Source organism: Bradyrhizobium commune (assembly GCF_015624505.1).
GTDB classification, from domain to species: domain Bacteria; phylum Pseudomonadota; class Alphaproteobacteria; order Rhizobiales; family Xanthobacteraceae; genus Bradyrhizobium; species Bradyrhizobium commune.
In genome coordinates, this window is the sequence record NZ_CP061379.1 from 4,655,797 (window position 1) to 4,677,077 (window position 21,281).

Annotated in this window: 14 protein-coding genes; 4 read left to right on the plus strand and 10 right to left on the minus strand. The window is 63.9% G+C overall.

Translation table 11 applies throughout. The features are described 5' to 3' along the window. The first annotated feature begins 5 nt into the window (after positions 1–5). Positions 6–1,283, plus strand: a complete 1,278-nt coding sequence (locus tag IC761_RS22070; RefSeq protein ID WP_195798738.1) for a beta-ketoacyl-ACP synthase — start codon at positions 6–8, stop codon at positions 1,281–1,283. A gap of 8 nt (positions 1,284–1,291) precedes the next feature. Continuing rightward, the gene (locus IC761_RS22075) at positions 1,292–2,224 is read left to right on the plus strand and encodes a lipid A biosynthesis lauroyl acyltransferase (protein WP_195798739.1); all 933 of its coding nucleotides are present in this window, start codon (positions 1,292–1,294) and stop codon (positions 2,222–2,224) included. 206 nt (positions 2,225–2,430) lie between these two features. Here the strand turns inward: IC761_RS22075 and IC761_RS22080 are convergent, their stop codons facing one another. The 10 genes from IC761_RS22080 to urtA all read right to left on the minus strand — a co-directional run bounded on the left by IC761_RS22080 (position 2,431) and on the right by urtA (position 16,372). Beyond that, positions 2,431–4,200, minus strand: a complete 1,770-nt coding sequence (locus IC761_RS22080; RefSeq protein WP_195798740.1) for a phosphatase PAP2 family protein — start codon at positions 4,198–4,200, stop codon at positions 2,431–2,433. Positions 4,201–4,493: 293 nt separating this feature from the next. Beyond that, positions 4,494–5,615, minus strand: coding sequence for a Fic family protein (locus IC761_RS22085; protein ID WP_195798741.1), 1,122 nt, complete (start codon positions 5,613–5,615; stop codon positions 4,494–4,496). A 634-nt stretch (positions 5,616–6,249) separates the two neighbouring features. Then, positions 6,250–7,356, minus strand: coding sequence for a polyamine ABC transporter substrate-binding protein (locus IC761_RS22090; RefSeq protein WP_195798742.1), 1,107 nt, complete (start codon positions 7,354–7,356; stop codon positions 6,250–6,252). A gap of 5 nt (positions 7,357–7,361) precedes the next feature. Next, entirely contained in the window at positions 7,362–8,540 is a 1,179-nt protein-coding gene (locus tag IC761_RS22095) for an aminotransferase (protein WP_195798743.1), read from the minus strand. A gap of 8 nt (positions 8,541–8,548) precedes the next feature. After that, positions 8,549–8,875 carry a rhodanese-like domain-containing protein gene (locus IC761_RS22100; protein ID WP_195798744.1) on the minus strand — a complete coding sequence of 109 codons (327 nt, stop codon included), beginning with the start codon at positions 8,873–8,875 and terminating at the stop codon, positions 8,549–8,551. Between the two features lie 157 nt (positions 8,876–9,032). Next, positions 9,033–10,961, minus strand: coding sequence for a potassium transporter Kup (locus tag IC761_RS22105; protein WP_195798745.1), 1,929 nt, complete (start codon positions 10,959–10,961; stop codon positions 9,033–9,035). A 137-nt stretch (positions 10,962–11,098) separates the two neighbouring features. Next, on the minus strand, positions 11,099–12,997 hold the full coding sequence (locus tag IC761_RS22110; protein ID WP_195798746.1) for a potassium transporter Kup: 1,899 nt from the start codon (positions 12,995–12,997) through the stop codon (positions 11,099–11,101). 170 nt (positions 12,998–13,167) lie between these two features. Further along, positions 13,168–13,998 carry an OmpA/MotB family protein gene (locus IC761_RS22115; protein ID WP_195798747.1) on the minus strand — a complete coding sequence of 277 codons (831 nt, stop codon included), beginning with the start codon at positions 13,996–13,998 and terminating at the stop codon, positions 13,168–13,170. Positions 13,999–14,036: 38 nt separating this feature from the next. Next, positions 14,037–14,810 carry a motility protein A gene (locus IC761_RS22120; RefSeq protein WP_195798748.1) on the minus strand — a complete coding sequence of 258 codons (774 nt, stop codon included), beginning with the start codon at positions 14,808–14,810 and terminating at the stop codon, positions 14,037–14,039. Positions 14,811–15,094: 284 nt separating this feature from the next. After that, complete coding sequence (gene urtA, locus IC761_RS22125) at positions 15,095–16,372, minus strand: urea ABC transporter substrate-binding protein (RefSeq protein ID WP_195798749.1); 1,278 nt, start codon at positions 16,370–16,372, stop codon at positions 15,095–15,097. A gap of 453 nt (positions 16,373–16,825) precedes the next feature. Here urtA and pdxR point away from each other — a divergent pair, with 453 nt between their 5' ends. Together pdxR and IC761_RS22135 are read left to right on the plus strand one after the other, a co-directional pair. Next, positions 16,826–19,441: a MocR-like pyridoxine biosynthesis transcription factor PdxR gene (gene pdxR, locus IC761_RS22130; protein ID WP_195798750.1), complete on the plus strand. Its 2,616-nt coding sequence runs from the start codon at positions 16,826–16,828 to the stop codon at positions 19,439–19,441. A 230-nt stretch (positions 19,442–19,671) separates the two neighbouring features. Further along, a complete protein-coding gene (locus IC761_RS22135) occupies positions 19,672–21,273 on the plus strand; it encodes an ABC transporter substrate-binding protein (RefSeq protein WP_195798751.1) in 1,602 nt (533 codons plus the stop codon). The last annotated feature ends 8 nt before the right edge of the window (positions 21,274–21,281 follow it).

A 21,281-nucleotide genomic window follows, 5' to 3' on the forward strand; every position in this document is an offset into this window, starting at 1 on the left:
GACACATGACTGCACCACGCGACAAGCTCGGACGTCCCGTCGTCGTCGTCACCGGCATGGGCATCACGACCTCGCTCGGCGCCGGCAAGGCCGACAATTGGTCGAAGCTCGTGGCCGGCGAATCCGGCATTCGCACCATCACGCGTTTTCCGATCGACGGGTTGAAGACGACGATGGCCGGCACGGTCGATTTCGTCAGCGTCGATCCGTTCTCCTCCACCGGCCTCTCCGAACGCATGGCCGAGCTGGTCACCCAGGAAGCGCTTGAGCAGGCCGGCATCGGCGCCAAGGGCGATTTCCCGGGCCCCCTGTTCCTCGCCGTCGCGCCGGTCGAGGTCGAATGGCCGCAGCGCCGCGAGCTCGGCCGCGCCGTCGGCAAGCCCGACTTCACCTATGACGATCTGCTGCGCATCTCCGGCGGCGGCAAGTACAACGCCTATCACCACCGCTTCATGTTCGGCTCGGTCGCCGCCCACCTCGCCGAGACCTTTGGCACCAAGGGCTCGCCGATCTCGCTGTCGACGGCCTGCGCCTCCGGCGCGACCTCGATCCAGCTCGGCGTCGAGGCGATCCGCCGCGGCGAGACCGACGCCGCGCTGTGCGTCGCCACCGACGGCACGGTCAATCCGGAAGCGCTGGTGCGCTTCTCGTTGCTCTCGGCGCTGTCGACCCAGAACGATCCGCCGCAAGCGGCCTCCCGCCCCTTCTCCAAGAACCGCGACGGCTTTGTCATGGCCGAAGGCGCAGGCGCGCTGGTGCTGGAGAGCTACGAAGCCGCGACCGCGCGTGGCGCAAAGATCCTTGGCGTGATCGCCGGCTGCGGCGAGCTCACCGATTCCTTCCATCGCACCCGCTCGTCGCCAGACGGCAAGCCGATCATCGGCTGTATGAAGAAGACCCTGGCCGATGCCGGCATGGAGCCGGACCAGATCGACCACATCAATGCGCACGGCACCGCGACGCCCGAGAACGACAAGATGGAGTACAACACGACATCGGCCGTGTTCGGCGATCTCGTCTCGAGGATTCCGGTCACCTCGAACAAGTCGATGGTCGGCCACACCATCTCGGCCGCAGGCGCGGTGGAGGCGATCTTCTCGCTGCTCACGCTCGAGCATCAGCGCATTCCGCCGACGATCAATTACGACAATCCGGATCCCACGATCCTGTTCGACGTCGTCGGCAACACCGCGCGCGACGCCCGCGTCACCGCGGTGATGTCGAACTCGTTCGGCTTCGGCGGCCAGAACGCCTCGCTGATCCTGACCCGCGAACCGGCCTGACCGGACGGATGGCGCTGCTTCCTGCGAGCACGAAGGCCCGCGCGCGGGAGGCGGCCAAATCGATCGCCGGCGGCCTGATCGGCGCGGCCACCGTCGGCATGCTGCGCACCACGCGCTATTTTGACCCGGTCAAGACCTCGGACTTTTTCGCGCGCCTCACCAGGACGATCGGCCCAAAGCTGCGCGAGCACCGCATCGGCCGCGCCAATCTCACCGCCGCCTTCCCCGAGAAGTCGCCGGAGGAGATCGAACAGATCCTGATGGGCGTGTGGGACAATCTCGGCCGCGTCGGCGCCGAGTTCGCCCATATGGACCACGTCTGGGATTACGACCGCGCGCATCCGGAGAAGAGCCGGATCGAGCTGCCGAAGCGCAGCATCGAATTGTTCGACCACATCCGTGACGACGGCAAGCCGGCGCTGATCTTTGCCGCCCACCTCGCCAATTGGGAATTGCCGGCGCTCGCCGCCGTCGCACATGGGCTCGACGCTGCGATCCTCTATCGCCGGCCGAACATCGCCTCTGCTGACCGCATCATCCAGCAGATGCGCCAGGTCAACATGGGCACGCTGATCCCGGCCGGCCGCGACGCGCCGCTGCGGCTCGGGCAGGCGCTCAAGGACGGCAAGCACGTCGCCATGCTGATCGACCAATATCTGACCGGCGGCGTCGAGGTCACCTTCTTCGGTCGCAAGACCCGCGCCAACCCGACGCTGGCGCGCCTGTTGCGCCAGGTCGAATGCCCCATCCACGGCGTCCGTATCATCCGCAAGCCCGGCTTTCGCTTTACCGCCGAGCTGACCGAGGAGATTCCGCCGGTGCGCGATGCCGAAGGCAAGATCGACATCCAGGGCACGACCCAGGCGATCACCAGTGTGGTGGAGAGCTGGGTACGCGAGTATCCCGAGCAGTGGCTGTGGCTGCACCGCAGGTGGCGGTAGTTACCCCGTCATTGCGAGCGCAGCGACGCAATCCAGGCTACACCCGCGGAGGGATTCTGGATTGCTTCGCTGCGCTCGCAATGACGACGCTGTTAGTCCCGTCGTCCTGAGGTGCGAGCTGCGCAGTGCATTTGCACTGCGCAACGAGCCTCGAAGGATGAGCAGCCGGATGCAACCGGGCCGTCGCCCCTCGAGGCTTGCAGACCTCACCGCGTCGTTGCGGCCCTGACGGCGCGGAAGAACGAGTCCTGTCCTTTGACCGCGGCGTAGAGGTTGAGCCGACCCCAGCCGTCCCAGGTGTTGCCGTCGAGCAGTGCGAAGCCGGATGGCAGCGCGGTGTTGCGCAGGATCTCGGTCCGCTGCTCGTCGGTGGCATAGGGGAAGCGGGTCAGCAGCAACACCTGCGCCTGCACCGGGACGGTCTCAGGCAACTTCATCGACGAGGCCAAGGCGAGCCCGTAGCTCATCCGGTAGGTGTAACCCCTGCTGTCGTCCGGATCGAGGTTGTAGTCGGGCTCCCGATCGTCGCGGTCATGATCGCGCCCGGCGCGACGGTCGTGGCCATCGTCGTCGTGGGTGCCGCGGAGCCGCTTGAGGCAGTCTTCCACCGTGCTCGTACCGCACGATTGCGCCAGATATTTCTGGGCCTTGGTATGGGCCTGATAGACTGCATAGGCGGAGGCGTTGGCGGAATTGGTCCAATCCAGCCGGTTGCCATACGGACCATAGAGCGCGCCGTAGATGTTGGTCGCGACGATCGCGGTCGCCTCGATACGGCCGCCGATCACGTCCAGCGGCGAATGCATGCCGGCAAGAATGCGATTGTTGCCGAGGTCGGCGGCGCGAACCAGCAGGCTTTCAAATTGCTGCGGCACCAGGAAGGCCAGACCGAGCGCCTGGTTGTAGGCGAGATTGGTGTGACCGCTGACGAAGGCGCCGTCGCCGTAGGGATTGGTGCCGTTCGCAATCTGCCAGAGCAGCGTCGGAACCTTGACCTTGGCCGAGAGCCTGAACGGACGGGGCGCCGTGCCGATGCCCGGAACGTAGTCGCCGGCGTTGAACTGGGTCGGCGTGAAATTGCCCGACGCGTCGAAGCTTCCGACGTCGGGGACCGTAATCGGATTGCCTCCATTGGCCGCCACCAGCGCCGCAGTCGCGGTGTAGCCCCGCACCCAATTGAGCGTGTTGTAGTAGGCGATCGGCACCGAGAAACTGCTGAAATAGGTCGGAACGACGAACTGCGCGGTGTCCGTGGCCGAGAGACCGGCCTTGTTGCTGACGGCATTGTAATTGCCGTAGCGCGCGTCCAGCGGGCTGATCACCCCGGCGGCGATCGACGCGGGGTTCACGACCGGCGCGGTCGAGCCCATGTAGCGCTCGAACGTGCGCTTCGGCGGCTCGGTCGAGGCGTTGTTGCGGATGGTGGTGTTGAGGAAGTTTGCGGCATCGGACAATGGCGTCGCAGTGCCGTCGCCAAAGGCCGCAAAGCCGATGGTCGCGCTGTTGAGATAGTTGATGCCGTGTGCGGACGCGTCGTAGTCCTGCAACGTGGTCGCCGGATACGAGGTGGGCGTCAGGCTCGTGGGCGGCGTCGCCGTCGTGGAAGACCCGATCCCCGTCATGAAGTACGACGTCAGAGGCCCCAACCCGTTGAGAACGCTATAGGGCTGCGCCGTGCGATCGTCATGAACCGCGGCGAGCGTTTGCGCCGGCGTGCGTTCTTGCGTCATCCTGATGACGGTCAGATAATTCTGCTCCATGACCCCCACGCCGTTCCTCAGCTTGGGATCGACGAGCATGAGACGGGTGTAGGAATCCAGCAGGTTGACGATCGTGGATCCGACCGAGGCGGTGGAGCTGTTGGTGAAATTCACCGGCGGCGTGGAAGGAATGGAGTCGGCGCGCGCCGCGGCCGGCAGCAGAGCAGCGCCGAGGGTCGCATATCTCCAGAATTTCGAAGGCGAAAAGGTTGTCATCTGAATGGGCTCCGGATCCTGGCCTGCTGAATGCACCCGGTGCTTCTGCACACGAGTGGGGATCTGCTCGACGAGCCGACACCATCCCCGCGCCTGAGGTATTTATCGATCGTTACAGTATGATAACGACGACGTTACCGCTCACATGCAAGATGGGCCGAAAGCGCGCTCCGCTCCAAGCGTGGGGGTCTGGATCTATTGCCGCGACGTAGATGGAGGGATGCGTCGTGGAAAGCTGAGTGCGCGAGCATCCCGAGCGGCGGCTGTGGCTGCATCGCAGGCTGCGGTAGCGGTCACTGCGCTGGCTCCTTGTTATCCAGTTTCAACCGGTAACGGGTATGCCGGAGTTCGCCCGTTCTGGTCAGCGCTCCTTTCGCGACAAGATCCTGGAGGTCGCGTGTCGCCGTCGCGCGCGGAGCCTTCGTAATGCTGATGTAGTTTTCGGCGCTGAGACCACCCTTGAAGCCATCGATGCCCTCCTTGAACATGCGGGCGATCGCCTTCTCCTGGCGAGCGTTGAATTGCCCACGCAGACGCTCATAGAACCTTGTCTTCGCGATATAGAAGTCGACCCGCTGATTGGTGTTTTCCTGCGCTTGGAGGGTTGTTTGGCCGAAGTACAGCAGCCAATCCGTTATCTCCATGCGCTTGTTGTTGCGCTCAAGAGCATCGTAGTAGGCCGTCCGCTTGCGTTCGATGGTAAATGCCAACGCGATCAGCGTTGGCTGACCTAGATTTTGCGCAAGCGATTTTTCTGCCAGCGCACGAGCAATCCTGCCGTTGCCATCTTCGAAAGGATGAATGCTGACAAAGTAGAGGTGCGCCATGGCGGCGCGCGTGATTGCCGGCAGCGGGTGAGCGCCATCCGGCCCGGTGTCGTTGAACCACTGGACGAACGCAGCCATCTCTCTCGCCATGGTCTCGGAAGGCGGCGCCTCAAAGTGAACCTTGCGCTGACCGATCGCTCCGGAAACAATCTGCATGGGTTCGGAATCGGCACGGTAGGCGCCTATCGTCTTGATCGCCCGATCCCCACTCATCAACATGCCGTGCCAGCCAAACATCGTCTTGCCGGTCAGTGGCGTCGCGAAGTTGAGGTACAGATCGACCATCATTTGCGCGATGCCGCGTTCGGCAGGAGACACACCGGCCTGCTGATCACCAAGGCCGAACTGGTGCCGCAACGACGACTGAACGCTGTCCCGGTTGAGGATCTCGCCCTCGATCTCTGAGGTTTTCAGCGCCTCGTCACTGATGACTTCAATGCGCAAGTTCTCCCGATCACCTTGGCTGACATGCTTGAAGGCGCCGATGAACTCGCCAGAGCGAAGCAGGAATTCAGCCTCGAGCGGCGCCAGGGCGACCGCGTCGTAGGTAAAATGTGGCCAGGTCGGCTGCTCCCAATTCCAGCGCATGAGCTATAGAATTCCCTTCTATAACTCATTATAGATGATAATACGAGCTATTAGAAAGCCCATTCCATAACTCCCGAGAGCCCGCTACGGCGAGACTGCCATCGTCGGCAGCAACCGGTTCGCCCTGTCCTACAGTTCGCAGGACACAACGAATGTACGCGCCGAGCTCGGGCGCACGCACCGACCGGCGCTTCCTCGTTGAGAACGCTGTGCTCACCCTGCGCGGCCGGAAATGAAATGGCGCAACGGTCTCTCACTCGCGTGTACCGTCGAGAGCGAGTTCTCCCACAGCACGCAGACTGACACGGTGCGGTATGAGTGGTGGGCCGCCCCTGCTCTCATGCTCGTATTGGGAGCGGCGTTTGAGCCTGATGGCGACGATGCCATTCTGCCAGTGTTTTGCCCGACGAGTCAAAGGACCGCAGGTCGATCACATCAGGCGCGTCCGGTGGCTCACTTCGCGTTGCGGGAGAGATGCTTCAGGCTTTTGCGCCTGCGGCTCGATTCACGGAAGCAGCACCACACCTTAGGCGCCGTCACCGCCGACAACACGCCAATGGCGGTTCTACTGTGCATGGGGTTGTTTTGCAGAAGATGAGTTGCCGGGGTTGATCCCGGCGCGACCGCGACGTCTCTACCGTCCCGTCTTCACCTTGGTCCAAAGCCGGTTGATGACCCGCTGCGTCGCCGGATCGCGGGCGGTGATGACGAACAGTTTTGCGAGCGTCGCCTCGTCCGGATAGATGTTCTTGTCGTTCAAAATCTTCGGGTCGACCAGCTTCTGGCTCGCGAGGTTGCCATTGGCGTAGGACAGGAAGTCCGAGTTCTTGGCGGCGACGTCGGGGCGATAGAGATAGTCGATCAGCGCGTAGGCTTCCTTGACGTTCTTGGCGTCCGCGGGGATCGCGAGATTGTCGAAGAACATCTGCGCGCCCTCCTTCGGGATCGTGTAGCCGATCTCGACTCCGCTCTTGGCCTCCGCCGCGCGCGCCCGGGCCTGCATGATGTCGCCGGACCAGCCGACCACGAAGCAGATCTCGCCGGTGGCGAGTGCGCTCAGATATTCGGAGGAGTGAAATTTCCGCACCGACGGGCGCACCTTCGCGACGACGTCGGCGGCCTTCTCGAGGTCGGCCTGCTTGGTCGAGTTCGGGTCGAGCCCGAGCCAGCTCAGCGCCGCCGGAAAGATATCGTCGGCGGAATCGAGCATGTGCACGCCGCAATCCCTGAACTTGGCGAGGTTCTCCGGCTTGAAGACGATGTCCCAGCTGTCGATCCTGGCGTCGGGTCCGAGGATCTGCTTCACCTTGGCGACGTTGTAGCCGATGCCCGTCGTGCCCCACATGTAGTTCGCGGCGTAGACATTGCCGGGATCGTAGGTCGCGAGATTCTTGGTCACCATCGGCCAGGCGTTGGCGAGGTTGGGGAGCTGCGACTTGTCGAGCTTCTGGAAGATGTTGGCCTTGATCTGGCGCTGGAGGAAATAGGCGGTGGGCACCACGACGTCGTAGCCGGACTTGCCGGCCATCAGGCGGGTCTCCAGCGTCTCGTTGGCGTCGAAGGTGTCGTAGACCACCTTGATGCCGGTCTCCTTGGTGAAGGCCTCGAGGACATCAGGCGCCATGTAGTTCGACCAGTTGTAGAAGTTGACGACGCGCTCCTCGGCGCCCGCCCCTTGCGGGAGCAACGTCAGCGCTGCGGCGATCGCGAGACCAAGGCGGGAGCGGCTGACGTTCGTCATGTCATCTACCTCTTGCGTCCGCGCACCGCGTCCGATAGCCGCTCCAGCGCGGTGTCCAGCGTCTGGTCCTTCTTGGCAAAGCAGAAGCGGACCACCGAGGTGACGGGGTCCTGCTCGTAGAACGCCGAGACCGGGATCGCCGCGACCTTGAAATCCCTGACGATCCGCCAGCAGAACTCGGTATCGCTCTCGTTCAGCCCGAGCGGCGACAGGTCCACGGTGAGGAAGTAGGTGCCCTGCGACTTCAGCACGGGGAAGCCGAGGCTTTCCAGCCCCCTGGTCAGGCGGTCCCGGCTCCGCGCCAGATCCTTGCGCATCGACAGAAAGTACTCATCCGGCTTGCCGAGGCCGTAGGCGACGGCGGCCTGGAGGTTGGGCGCGGTGGTGAAGGTCAGGAACTGGTGCACCTTGGCGGCGACGCGCAGCAGCGGCGGCGCGGCGCAGACGAAGCCGATCTTCCAGCCCGTCAGCGAGAAGATCTTGCCGGCCGAGCCGACCTTGATCGTGCGCTCGCGCATGCCGGGAATGGTGATCAGCGGGATGTGCTTGTGCTCGTCGAAGGTGACGTGCTCCCAGACCTCGTCGCAGATCGCGATGACGTCGAACTCCTGACAGTAGCGAGCCAGGAGCTCGAGGTCCTCGCGCGGATAGACCACCGCGGAGGGATTCAGAGGATTGTTGAAGAGCACCGCCTTGGTCTTTGAATTGAAGACGCTTTTGAGCATGTCCTCATTCAGCCGCCAGTGCGGTGGCTCCAGACGCACGAGACGCGGAATGCCGCCGGCCTGACGGATGATCGGCAAATAGGAATCATAGACCGGCTGGAAGCAGACCACCTCGTCGCCGGGCTGCACCACCGCCAGGATCGCCGAGGTCAGCGCCTCGGTGCCGCCGGAGGTGACCATCACCTCGCTCATCGGATCGAGCTTGAGCCCGTGCCAGTGGCCATAGTGAGTCGCGATCGCCTGGCGCAGTTCCGGCAGGCCCATCATCGACGGATACTGGTTGTAGCCGTTGAGCGAGGCGTCGGCGGCTGCGCGGCGGATATCCTCCGGACCGGGATCGTCGGGAAAGCCCTGGCCGAGATTGATGGCGGCATTGTCGCGCGCGGCCTGCGACATCGCCTCGAAGATGGTGACGGGAAGGTCGGCGAAGACCTTGTTGAGGGACGGGCTTTTCGACATCGACCCGATCAGCCACCGACCTTGCTGGGAAGACCCGCCGCCTTCCAGCCGAGCATGCCGCCGGCCAGATGCTTGTCGTAAGGCAGACCCGCCGCTTGCGCCGCGAGCGAGGCAGTCACCGAGCGCTTGCCCGAACGGCAGGCGAACACGACCTCTTTGCCGGCGGGATCGGGGATCGCCTTGGGATCGAAGGTCGAGAGCGGAACAACGACGCCGTACGGATAGGCCTCGGCCTCGACCTCGTTCGGCTCACGGACGTCGACCAGCAGATAGCGGCCTTCCGCGACACCCTTGGCGACCTCGTCCGGGGTCAGATCCTGTACCTGGCTTGTCACATCATCCTCCAACGTCCGCCCGCCTGCCGGGGGCGGCAACCTCGCCTCTCGGCATGCGAAAATCAAGCGCTACAAAGGCTTGAGCCGGGCGGCGCAAGTTAAAGCTAAATCGCAGCGACTTGAAGTGGGGTTTGAATCCCTGCCCTAGATCGTCAGCCTAGATCGTCACCTGGGTGCCGACCTCGACCACGCGGCCGGACGGGATCTGGAAATAGTCGGTGGCGTCGTTGGCGGAGCGGCTGAGCGAGATGAACAGCCGGTCCTGCCAGCGCGGCATGCCGGAATGGGCGGCGGGCTTCAGCGCCCTGCGCGACAGGAAGAACGAGGTCGACATGATGTCGAACTGCCAGCCGAGCTTGCGGGCGATCGCCAGCGCCTTCGGCACGTTGGGCGATTCCATGAAGCCGAACTTCAGCGTCACCTTGGAGAAGGTCGGGCTGATCTGTTCGAGCTTCACCCGCTCGGCCGGATCGATGCGCGGGGTCTGCGCGGTCTCGATCGTGAGAATGACGTTCTTCTCGTGAAGCACCTTGTAGTGTTTCAGACTATGCATCAGCGCGGTCGGCGCGCTGAGCGGGTCCGACGTCAGGAACACGGCCGTGCCGGGCACCCGCTGCGGCGGCCGCTTCTCCAGCATCGCCACGAGGTCGGCGAGCGGGAATTCGAGCTTGCGCGACTTCTCGAACAGCAGACGGCTGCCGCGCCGCCACGTGTACATCATCAGAATCATGAGGGCGCCGAGCGCGAGCGGCACCCAGCCGCCCTCGAACACCTTAAGCAGGTTTGCGGCGAGGAAGGTCAGGTCGAGGAACAAGAACGGCGCGATCAGGGCGGCGGCCCACAGCGGCGACCACTTCCAGGCCTTCCAGATCACGACAAAGCCCATCATGCCGGTGACCACCATGGTCCCGGTGACGGCGATGCCATAGGCGGAGGCAAGCGCGCTGGAGGAGCGGAACAAGAGCACCATCATGATCACCGCGACCAGCAACAGCTGGTTGATGCGCGGGATGAAGATCTGGCCGGAATGGGCTTCAGACGTATGGCGAATTTCGAAGCGCGGCAGCAGCCCGAGCTGGATCGCCTGGCGCGTCAGCGAATAGGCGCCGGTGATGACGGCCTGGCTCGCGATCACGGTGGCGGCGGTCGCCAGCACGACCATGCCGCCACGGGCAAAACCTTGCGGAAACAGCTGGAAGAACGGGCTCTCGATCGCACCGGGATCGCCAAGGACGAGAGCGCCCTGCCCGAGATAGTTCAGCGCCAGCGACGGCAGCACGATGAACAGCCAGGCGGTCTGGATCGGCCGCTTGCCGAAATGGCCGAGATCGGCATAGAGCGCCTCGGCCCCGGTGACCGCGAGGAAGACGGCGCCGAGCGTCACGAAGCCGATGATGCCGTGGTGGAGCATGAAGGACACGGCATAGAACGGATTGAGCGCGAACAGCACCTGCGGCTGCGCGATGATCGGACCGATCGCGGCGATCGCGATCACCGCGAACCAGACGCACATGATGGGGCCGAAGAACGCCGCGACGCGGGCGGTGCCGCGCGACTGCACGGCGAACAGGCCGACCAGGATCACCACGGTCAACGGCACGATATAGGGTTCGAACCGCAGCGTGACGTCCTTCATGCCTTCGATCGCCGACAGCACCGAGACCGCCGGCGTGATCACGGCATCGCCGTAGAACAACGCGCCGGAGATGATGCCGAGCAGGACGATGGTCGCCCCGCCGGTGCCGACCGCGCGCTGGGCCAGCGCCATCAGCGCGAGCGTGCCGCCTTCGCCATTGTTGTCGGCGCGCAAGAGGATCACGACGTATTTGAGCGTCACCACGACGATGAGTGCCCAAAGGATCAGGGACACGACGCCAAGCACCGCCGCCGACGTCGGCGCACCTTCGGCGCCGGACGCCGCGATCACCGCCTCGCGAAACGCGTAGAGCGGCGAGGTGCCGATATCGCCATAGACGACGCCGATGCTGCCAAGCGTCAGCGCGCCGAAACCTGCGGTGGTATGGGCATCGCCATGCCCATTGGCCGCCGCCGTTTCCGGGGCGGGAACTACTACGTCACTTGTCATGGGAGAGACGATGGCCTCTAAAATGCTTCACTGCACCATGGCGGAAGAGCGCGGCTTATAGTCCTGCGCTACTGGCATAGCCTAGCCCGATTCTGGGCCATCGGCATGCAAAATCTGCATAGGTCCGCCGACTGCGATCAAATAGTGACTTGGGTACCGACTTCAACCACCCGACCGGTCGGAATCTGGAAATAGTCGGTGGCATCGTTAGCGGACCGGCTGAGCGCGATGAACAGATGGTCCTGCCACAGCGGCATGCCGGACTGTGCCGACGCCTTCAGCGAGCGCCGCGACACGAAGAACGACGTCGACATGATGTCGAACTGCCAGCCCTGCTTGCGCGCGATCGCCAGCGCCTTCGGCACATTCGGCTGCTCCATGAAGCCGAAGCGCAGGCGCACCTTCGAAAACTTGTCGCTGACCTTCTCCATCCGGAAACGCTCGGACAAATCGACCCGCGGCGTGTGCGCGGTCTCGATGGTCAGGATCACGTTGTGCTCGTGCAGCACCTTGTTGTGCTTGAGATTGTGCAACAGCGCGGTCGGCACGAAGGCGGGGTCGCTGGTGAGAAACACCGCGGTGCCCTTGACGATGTGCGGCGGGCGCTTCTCGAGGCTGCGGATGAGGTCGTCCAGCGGCACCTCGATCCGCCGCGTCTTCTGGATCAGGATTCCCGTGCCGCGCCGCCAGGTCCAGATCGTCGCCGCCATCGCAGCGCCAAACAGCAGCGGCACCCAGGCGCCTTCGAGCAGCTTGAGCAAATTGGCGCTGAAGAAGCTCATGTCGACCAGGACGAAGGGCATGATCACGGCAGCCGCGGTCGCCGCGCGCCAGTTCCACAATTTCCAGATCACGACAAAGCCCATGATGCCGTCGGCGACCATGGTGGTGGAGACCGCAATGCCATAGGCGGACGCCAGATTGCTGGGGGAGTGGAACAACAGCACCAGCAGCATCACGCCGATCAGCAGCAGCCGGTTCACGCGCGGCAGATAGATCTGGCCGGCATGGGTCTCAGACGTGTAGCGCACCTCGAAGCGCGGCAGCAGGCCAAGCTGCACCGCCTGATAGACCAGCGAATAAGCGCCGGTGATCACCGCCTGGCTCGCGATCACGGTCGCCGCGGTCGCAAGCCCGACCAGCGGCAGCACGAAGTGCTCGGGCACCATGCGGTAGAAGGAGTGCTCGATTGCGGTCGGATCGGACAGCACCAGCGCGCCCTGCCCGAAATAGTTGATCAGGAGTGACGGCAGCACGAAGAACATCCAGGCCGACTGGATTGGCTTGCGCCCGAAATGGCCGAGATCGGCATAGAGCGCCTCGCCGCCGGTCACGGCGAGGAAGACGGCCCCCAATGTCACGAGACCGATCGTGCCATGCGACGAGAGGAATTGCAGCGCATAATAGGGATTGATCGCCGCCAGCACCGACGGGTCGTCGGCGATGTGAATGACGCCCAGCACCGCCAGCACGGTGAACCAGATCACCATCACCGGCCCGAACGCCGAGGCGACCAGCGCCGTGCCCTTGCTCTGGACCGCGAACAGCAGCGCCAGGATCAGCACCGTGAGCGGCACGACGTAATGCTCGAACGCGGGCGTCGCGAGCTTGAGACCGTCGACCGCCGACAGCACCGAGATCGCCGGCGTGATCATGGAATCGCCGATGAACATGGAGGCCCCGACCACGCCGAGCGCGAGCAGGAACCAGCTCCGCCGCCCGAGCGCGCGCTGGCCGAGCGCCATCAGCGAGAGCGTGCCGCCCTCCCCGTTATTGTCGGCGCGCAGCAGCAGCAGCACGTACTTTGCGGTCACGACGATCAGCAGCGCCCACAGGATCAGCGAGAGCACGCCGAGCACCATGATGCGCGTGACCGGCGCGCCATGGGCCGCGCCCCTCACCGCCTCGTGGAATGCATAGAGCGGCGAGGTACCGATATCGCCGAAGACGACGCCGATGCTTCCGAGCGTGAGCGCCCAAAAGCCCGAGGTGGCCGGCCCGTCCTGGGTCTCGGTCGATGTGATGCTCGCCGTCATGAGGGTGGAAAACGCTTCGTCCCTGGATTTGATCCCGCGCCTTTTGACGCTTCCGGCGTGCCTGTCAATTAGCAGAACATAGCAGGTGCTGCGGCAGATGCTGTGACGGCGCAGCCACGCTCATCGGCGTCGCGACAAGCAACCTCAGGTAAGATGGTAGCGCAGGGAGTTTAGGGCTTCAAGTTCGGCGGCAACGGCGGATCTTCGCGCATGAGGGTGATGGTCACGCGGCGGTTGGCGGCGAGCGACGGATCGTCGGGGAACAGCGGTTGGGTGTCGGCTTTGCCGGAGACCGCGAAGATGTGGGACGGCGGCAGGCCCTCGCGTTCGAGGATCTGGCGCACGGCATTGGCGCGGTCGGCCGACAGGTCGAAGGCGCCGTAGTCGCTGCGGGTCGGCACGAAGCCGGCCGCGGTGTGACCGGCGATGGAGACGCGCAACGGGGTCGCCTTGAGCGGGATCGCGAGCTTCTCGATCAGGCGGCGGGTGCGGTCGTAGGGCACCTTGGAGCCGTCGGCGAACATCGAACGGCCGTCCTGGTCGACGATCTCGAGATTGAGGCCTTGCTTGGTTTCCTCGAACATGACGTGCTTGGACATCTCGGTCAGCTCCGGCATGTCCTGCAACGCCTGACGCAGCGAGGCCGCGGCCAGCGCAAAATTGCGGTCGATCTTCATCTTCGCACCCTGGGTGCGGTCGCGATCCTCCTGGTCCGGCGTCGGCGTGTTGGAGGCTTCTTCGGGCTCGATGTGATCGACGTTCTTGAGCCGCGGGCGGGTCGGCAGGCCATCCGACTCGACGATGCCGGCGTAGCGCGCCTCGCTCTGGACGCCGAAGGCGTCGCGCATGGAGCCGGCGACGACCTTCAGCTTGTTGGCATCCTGGGTCGAGAACGCGACGAGCATGACGAAGAAGCTCATCATCAGGCCCATCAGGTCGGCGAAGGTCACGAACCAGCCGTGACCGCCTCCATGTGCATCGCCGCGCTTCTTCTTGGCCATCTCTCAAGTCCCGATGGGTCAGATCCCGGCGCGCGGCCCTAGGCCGGCACCGGCTCGCCTTCGGCGTGGCGGTGCTTCTCCGGAAGATAGGCCAGCAGCATTTCGCGCACCAGCGTCGGGCTCTTGGAGTCGCGGATCATCAGGATGCCGTCGATGATCAGCGTGCGGTTGGTCTCTTCGTCCAGGAGCTTGCCGTGCAGCTTGTCGGCGATCGGAATACAAAACAGGTTGGCGACCAGCGCGCCGTACAGCGTCGCGAGCAGCGCGGTCGCCATGAACGGGCCGAGCTTGGAGGGGTCGGTCATGTTGGCGAACATCTGCACCATGCCGATCAGCGTGCCGACCATGCCGAACGCAGGGGCGCAGTCGCCGACGGCGCGGTAGATCTTGCTGCCCTCGTCGAGGTGCATCAGGAAATTGTCGCGGTCGCGCTCGAGATTGTCGCGGATGAAATCCAGGTCGTAGCCGTCGGCGACGTAGCGGATGCCCTTGGCGAGGAAGGGCTCGTCGGTCTCTACTTTTTCCAACCCCACCGGGCCCTGCTTGCGGGCGATCTCGGCGATGCGGGCGAGCTCGTCGACGAGGTCATGCGCAGACAGACGGCTCATCGTGAAGGCAAACTTGGCGCCAAGCGGCAGGCCGTGCATCAGCGCCGAGAGCGGAAAGCGGATCATGGTCGCCGCGGTCGAGCCGCCGAAGATGATGATCATCGCATGCTCGGAGACGAACATGTGAAGATCGCCACCCAGCAGCATCATCGTCGCGATGACGACAATGCCCGCCACGAGGCCGACGCTCGTCATGATATCCATGGGAGACTCCAACGCGTACGCGACAACGGCCGTCCTGGCCGGTGGCGCGGTCCAACCCCGAACCGCATCGGACACCGTAATTGGCTGCCCTTAAAGCCGCGTAAAGGTTAAGTCGAGCCTGTGCGCCAGACTGGCGCAGGACGTTGAGAGGGCACCGGCTTTGCCGTCCAGCGACAGGAATCTCAAGACTTCGCTAACCATGTTGGCGGCGCGCATAGGACATGGCCCCGATGGCAGATCACTCTGCCATCGGGGCCTGTCACCGCGAAGACTGGCGTCAGGGATCAGTTCGCAGCGAAGCGCGGTGTCGAGCAGCCGCCGCAGACCCAGGGCCAGGACCAGTCGGCGACCTTGCCCTTGTTGGCTTCGACATAGGGGCTCCAGGCGTTCGGCGGCAGCGCCTTGCTCTTGTGGACGATGCTGAACTGGCCGTCGGCCTGGATCTCGCCGATCATCACCGGTTTAGCCATGTGATGGTTCGGACCCATCACAACCTCGAAGCCGGACGGCGACTTTACCTTCTGGCCGATCATGGCCTGGCGCACCGCATCGACATTGGTGCTGCCGCCCTGCTGCACCGCCTGCACCCACATGTGGAACAGGATATAGGCCGATTCCATCGGGTCGTTGGTGACGCGCTTCGGGTTCTTGGTATAGGCGCGCCATTTGGCGATGAAGGCCTTGTTCTCCGGCGTGTTGACGGACTGGAAATAGCTCCAAGCTGCCAGATGCCCGACCAGTGGCTTGGTGTCGACGCCTGCGAGCTCTTCCTCGCCGACCGAGAAGGCGATGACGGGAATGTCGGTCGCCTTGACGCCCTGGTTGCCGAGCTCCTTGTAGAACGGCACGTTGGCATCGCCGTTGACGGTGGAGACCACCGCCGTCTTCTTGCCCGTGGTGCCGAATTTCTTGATCGCGGCGACCTCGGTCTGCCAATCACTGAAGCCGAACGGCGTGTAGTTCTCCAGGATGTCTTCATCCTTGACGCCCTTGCTCTTGAGGTAGGCGCGGATGATCTTGTTCGAGGTACGCGGATAGACGTAGTCGGTGCCTTCGAGCACGAAGCGCTTCACCTCGCCGCCTTCCTTCGACATCAGATACTGCACGGCCGGGATCGCCTTGTTGTCCGGCACCGAGCTGCCATAGAAGATGTTGTAGGAGGATTCCTCGCCCTCATATTCGAGCGGATAGAACAACAGCCCGTTCAACTCCTCGAATACCGGCAGCACGGATTTGCGCGACACCGAAGTCCAGCAGCCGAACACGGCCGCGACCTTGTCCTTGGTCAGGAGCTCGCGCGCCTTCTCGGCGAACAGCGGCCAGTTCGAGGCGGGATCGACCACCACCGGCTCGATCTTCTTGCCGAGCAGGCCGCCATGGGCGTTGACGTCGGCGACCTCCATCAGCATCAAATCCTTCAGGATCGTCTCGCTGATCGCCATGGTGCCGGACAGTGAATGCAGGATACCGATCTTGATCGTGTCTTCTTCCGCCTGCGCCGGCGCGCCGAAGGCCATCAGAAGCGGGACCGCACAGATCCTGAGGTAGCGTGCAATGGACATTGCAGGAATCTCCTGTTCGAGGACGCGCTCGATTGCGGCGGGCTGCCATATGCAGCCGCTCGTCGATCGCCTGACCAAACGCTCGCACGCACATGGCCCGGCACCGAGAGCCGCGTCCTGAAATTGCGATAGCGCCATTTTCGCAGAGCCGCGTTCGGCCCGGCTGAACAGAAACTGGACAAGAGACCAGCAAACGGCCGTTTCCGCGCCAACGATTTGCGTGCGCTCCAGGCAGGCTACAGTGACAGGCGCACGCCAAGGGTCCAGTTTCTCCGCCAGCGATGGGGCCAGTTACAGACTGGACCCATCCAAGCGGGTCCGTCGCACCGAAATTGGGGCGGAGACGATCGGTTGCCCCGGAAACTGGACCCTTTCGGGTCGGTTTTCGTGCTGGCCCCCGCCTTGCATTGATCCCCGTCGTCGCACCTTCGATCACTCATTCCGATCACTTCGATGCAGTTCCTCATCTTGCTCGACAGGACAAGGCGTGAATCCCTCACCGAGCAGCTCGTGGAGCAGATCCGGCAGGCGATCGCGAAGGGACGCATCGCGCGTGGCGCGCGTCTGCCGTCGTCGCGCAATCTCGCTGACCAGCTCGGCATCTCCCGCAACACCGTGGTCCGCGCCTATGAGAGCCTGATCCTCGAAGGTCGCGCCGAGGCGCGGCCTGCCTCCGGTATCTTCGTGGCAGAACAGACCTCGGCGCCGGTAAGCCCGGGGCCTGCGGCTGGTCCGGCGCCGGAGCGGCCGCCCATCGTGCCGCCTCCGCCCACGGTCGATCTCGAGCTGAAGCGCCTGGCGGTCCGCAAGGAACGCCGCATGGCGGTCGACTTCGCGCTCGACCAGACCAATCCCGCAGTCTTTCCGCTCAAGACGTGGCGGCGTCTCGTCCAGACTCACCTTGCCCACGGTGCGACGTCACACTTTGCGGCCGCGAACGATCCTGCCGGCTCGCCGGAGCTGCGTGCTGCGATCGCCCATCACCAAAGCACCGCGCGCGGACTGTCCGTGGATGCTGCGCAGATCATCATCACCAGCGGTCGCACCGAGAGCCTGAACCTGATCGCGCGAATGGTGTTGTCCTACGATGCGCGCGTGGTGATGGAAGACCCTGGCCATCTCGGCGCCTATTTGTCGTTCCGCTCGGCCGGCGCACGGATCATCTCCTGCCCCACCGACGAGAACGGATTGGTCAGCGACCTCCTGCCAGAGCGCGGCTGCACCATGGTCTATGTCACGCCGTCGCATCAGTTTCCGACCGGCGCACTTCTGTCCGCGCAGCGGCGCAAGTCGCTGGTCGCGTGGGCGCGCCGCAACGGCAGTCTGATCGTCGAAGACGGTTTTGGCGACGAGTTTCACGACGAAGGCAAGCAGCTCGAGCCGCTGTCGCTGCTGGCGCCGGATTGCACGCTTTATGTCGGCGACTTCACCGCATCGCTCGGAAGCGGATTGAGCCTCGGCTATCTGATCGTCCCGCAGCGCTATGCCGAAGCCGCGCGCCTGACCAAGGCGGTTCTCGACGCCGGCGTTTCATGGCTCGATCAGGCGGTCCTGGCGGAGCTGCTCTCGAGTGGCCGCTATGCCTCTCATTTGCAGCGAGTGCGCGCACATTACCGCGCCGGCCGCAATACACTTGTCGCGGAACTGCGGCGCTGGTTCGGCGACGTGACGCTCGGTGGCGGCAATGCAGGCCTGCAATTGTTCTGGCAATTGCCGCCCGGCGTACCGCAGGCGCGGATCTTCGAGCACCAGGCGCGTCGCGGCCGGATCGGTGTCTACAGCCTGGACTCCGCACCCGTGCACGACGGCGAGACCGGCGACATGGCAAAGCGCGGTATCCTGCTCGGCTTCGGTGGACTGAGCGAGCGGCAGATCGAGAAGGGTATCGCAAAACTCTCCGACATCGTCGATGATGCGCTCGACGATCATCTCACCGAGATCGGCCAGCTTCTCATCGACTTGCCTCCGGACCGCCCGCCGATTCCCACCGCGCGGATCCGCGGCATGGCGGCCTCAGCAAAAAAACACGAGCCGGCTCTAACCGCGCGGCGCCCGACCAGGCCAGATTTCCAGACCCTCGCGCCATTCGAACACGGGTCTGCCATGCCGTTCCTGAAGAGCATCTACCATTATCCGGTCAAGGGATTGAGCGGTCAGCCGCTCAGCAGCGTCAGGCTCGTCAAGGGCAAGCCGTTTCCGCACGACCGTCAGTTCGCGCTCGCGCGCCCCGGCGTTCCCCTTCAGACCGGCAATCCGCGCTGGGCGAAGAAGGGCCTGTTCGTCATGCTCATGCTCGAGGAGGCGCTCGCCAAGGTCAAAACCCATCTCGACCCCGAGACGCTGCAATTCGAGATCCGGTCAGGCAACCAGACGATCCTGACGGTCAATCTCGACGAGGCCGGCGCCAAAAGCACCATCGAAGACTATTTCCACCAGCTCGTGCCGACCCTGCCGGCTCCGCCGACCCTGATCCGGTCGAAAGACGGTCACTTCATGGACAAGCCCGACAGCGTGATCTCGCTGATCAACCTCGCCACGCTGCGCGACCTGGAGGAACGCTGGGGCACCGAGATCGATCCGTTGCGCTTCCGGGCCAATCTCTATGTCGATACCGGGCGCCCCTGGGAGGAGTTCGACTGGGTCGATCAGGAGGTCAGGCTGGGCGATGTCACCTTCCGCGTCGACCGCCGCAATGGCCGCTGCGGGGCGACCAACGTCAATCCCGCCTCCGGCGTGCGCGACATGGACATTCCAGGCTCGCTGCGGGCGAGCTTTGGCCACAAGGATCTCGGTGTCTATCTTACGGCTGAGACGAGCGGCACGATCGCGATCGAGGACAAGCTGATGCGGCCGTTTACGGCGCCGAAAATGCCGGCGGCGGCGGGGAAGCTGAATGGAAGCGCAGGCCGCCGCTTCATCTGCCGCGGCTGCTACTACATCTATTCCGAGGATGCCGGCGTGCCGGGAGACGGCATCGCGCCCGGCACGACGTATCAGCAATTGCAAGAGAATTACCGATGTCCGGACTGCGGCACCGACAAGGGTAAGCTGAGGCCGCATGTGGCGTGACACCGCACGCGCTGCTGGCGCGAAAGATTTTGTCAAAGGCCGTGCGATGCGATAGCTTGCAACCAAGAGGCACGGAGTGCGCCGAAGCCATCGCTAGAAAAAGGGCAGCCGAAGCTGCCAGCACGCACTCCTTCGAGACGATTTTTTCTAAGTCATTGCTAGGACCGCGGATCGCATTGCGGCCTGCCGGATGCCGCAGATTCCGCCCGACATCGAGGATGGGGCGACACATGCATCGACGCGCTTTTCTGAAGTCTGCTGCGCAGGCGGGTACGCTGGCCGTCGCGGCCGGATTTTCTGCTCCGGCGCTCTCGCAACGCGCGGCGGCACGCACCGTTCGGCTGGTGCCGCATGCGGACCTCGCCAACTTCGATCCGATCTGGAGTTCTGCCTATATCGCGCGCAATGCCGGATTGCTGGTGTGGGACACGCTTTACGGCATCGACGCGAATTTCCAGGTGCAGCGCCAGATGGTCGAGGCCGAGGAGGTCTCGGCGGGCGGTTTGACGTGGACGTTCCGATTGCGCCCCGGCCTGAAGTTTCATGACGGCGAGCCGGTATTGGCAAAAGATGCGGTCGCGAGCGTCCGCCGGTGGGCGGCACGCGATCCGCTTGGCCAGATGATCAAGGCGATCGAGAACGAGCTCGTCGCGGTCGATGACCTCACCTTTCGCTGGTCTCTGAAGAAGCCCTATCCGAAGATGCTGCTGGCGCTCGGCAAGATCAGCACGCCGTGCTGCTTCGTCATGCCGGCGCGCATCGCTGCCACCGACCCATTCAAGCAAATCACCGAGTATGTCGGCAGCGGCCCGATGCGTTTCGTCCAGAGCGAATGGCGGCCGGGGGCATTGTCGGTCTTCGCGAAATTCTCAGACTACGTCCCGCGTCAGGAAGATCCATCCTGGCTTGCCGGTGGCAAGCGGATCTCGGCGGAGCGGATCGAATGGATCGTCATGCCCGATGCCATGACGGCTTCGGCCGCCTTGCAAAAGGGCGAAATCGATTGGTGGGAGCTGCCGCTCCCGGATCTGGTGCCAACGCTGCGCAAAAACCGCGACGTCATCGTCGACATTCAGGATCCGTTCGGAAATATCGGCGTTCTCTCTGTCAATCATCTCTTCCCGCCATTCAACGACGTCCGCGCGCGGCACGCACTCCTGATGGCCATGAGTCAGGAAGAATATATGCAAGCCTATGTCGGCAACGACGCCGGCATGTGGAAGCAGCTCCCCAGTTATCTCACGCATGGCTCGTCGCTGTATAACGAGGACGGCGGCGAGATCCTGAAAGGCCCGCGCCAGCTTGACGCCGCGAAGAAGTTGCTGGCAGAGAGCGGCTATGCCGGCGAACCGATTGTCTGCATGGCGGCGCAGGACCTCCCGCACCACAAGGCCTGGGGCGATGTCACGGTCGATCTCTTGAAGCGGCTCGGCATGACGGTCGATTATGCCGCAGTTGACTGGGGCACCGTCATCGCCCGGCGCGCTCAGAAAAAACCGCCGAACCAGGGCGGCTGGCACATCTACCACACGTCACTTTACGGGGTCGATTGTGTCACACCGACAAGCTCCTTCCTGCACGCCGACGGCAAGCTGGTCGTGAATGGCTGGGCCAACAGCCCGCTGGTCGAAACCGAGATCAACGCCTGGTTCGATGCAGCGACCAAGGACGACGAGCTTGCTGCGGCGCGCAGGCTCAACAAGGCCGCGCTGGACCACGTCGTCTATGCACCGCTCGGCTGGTATCTGCGGCACTTTGCCTGGCGACGAAGTCTTGCGGGCGTGAAGGCAGGGCCGCTGCCCCTGTTCTGGGACGTCAGCAAGACGGTGTGAAGTCCATC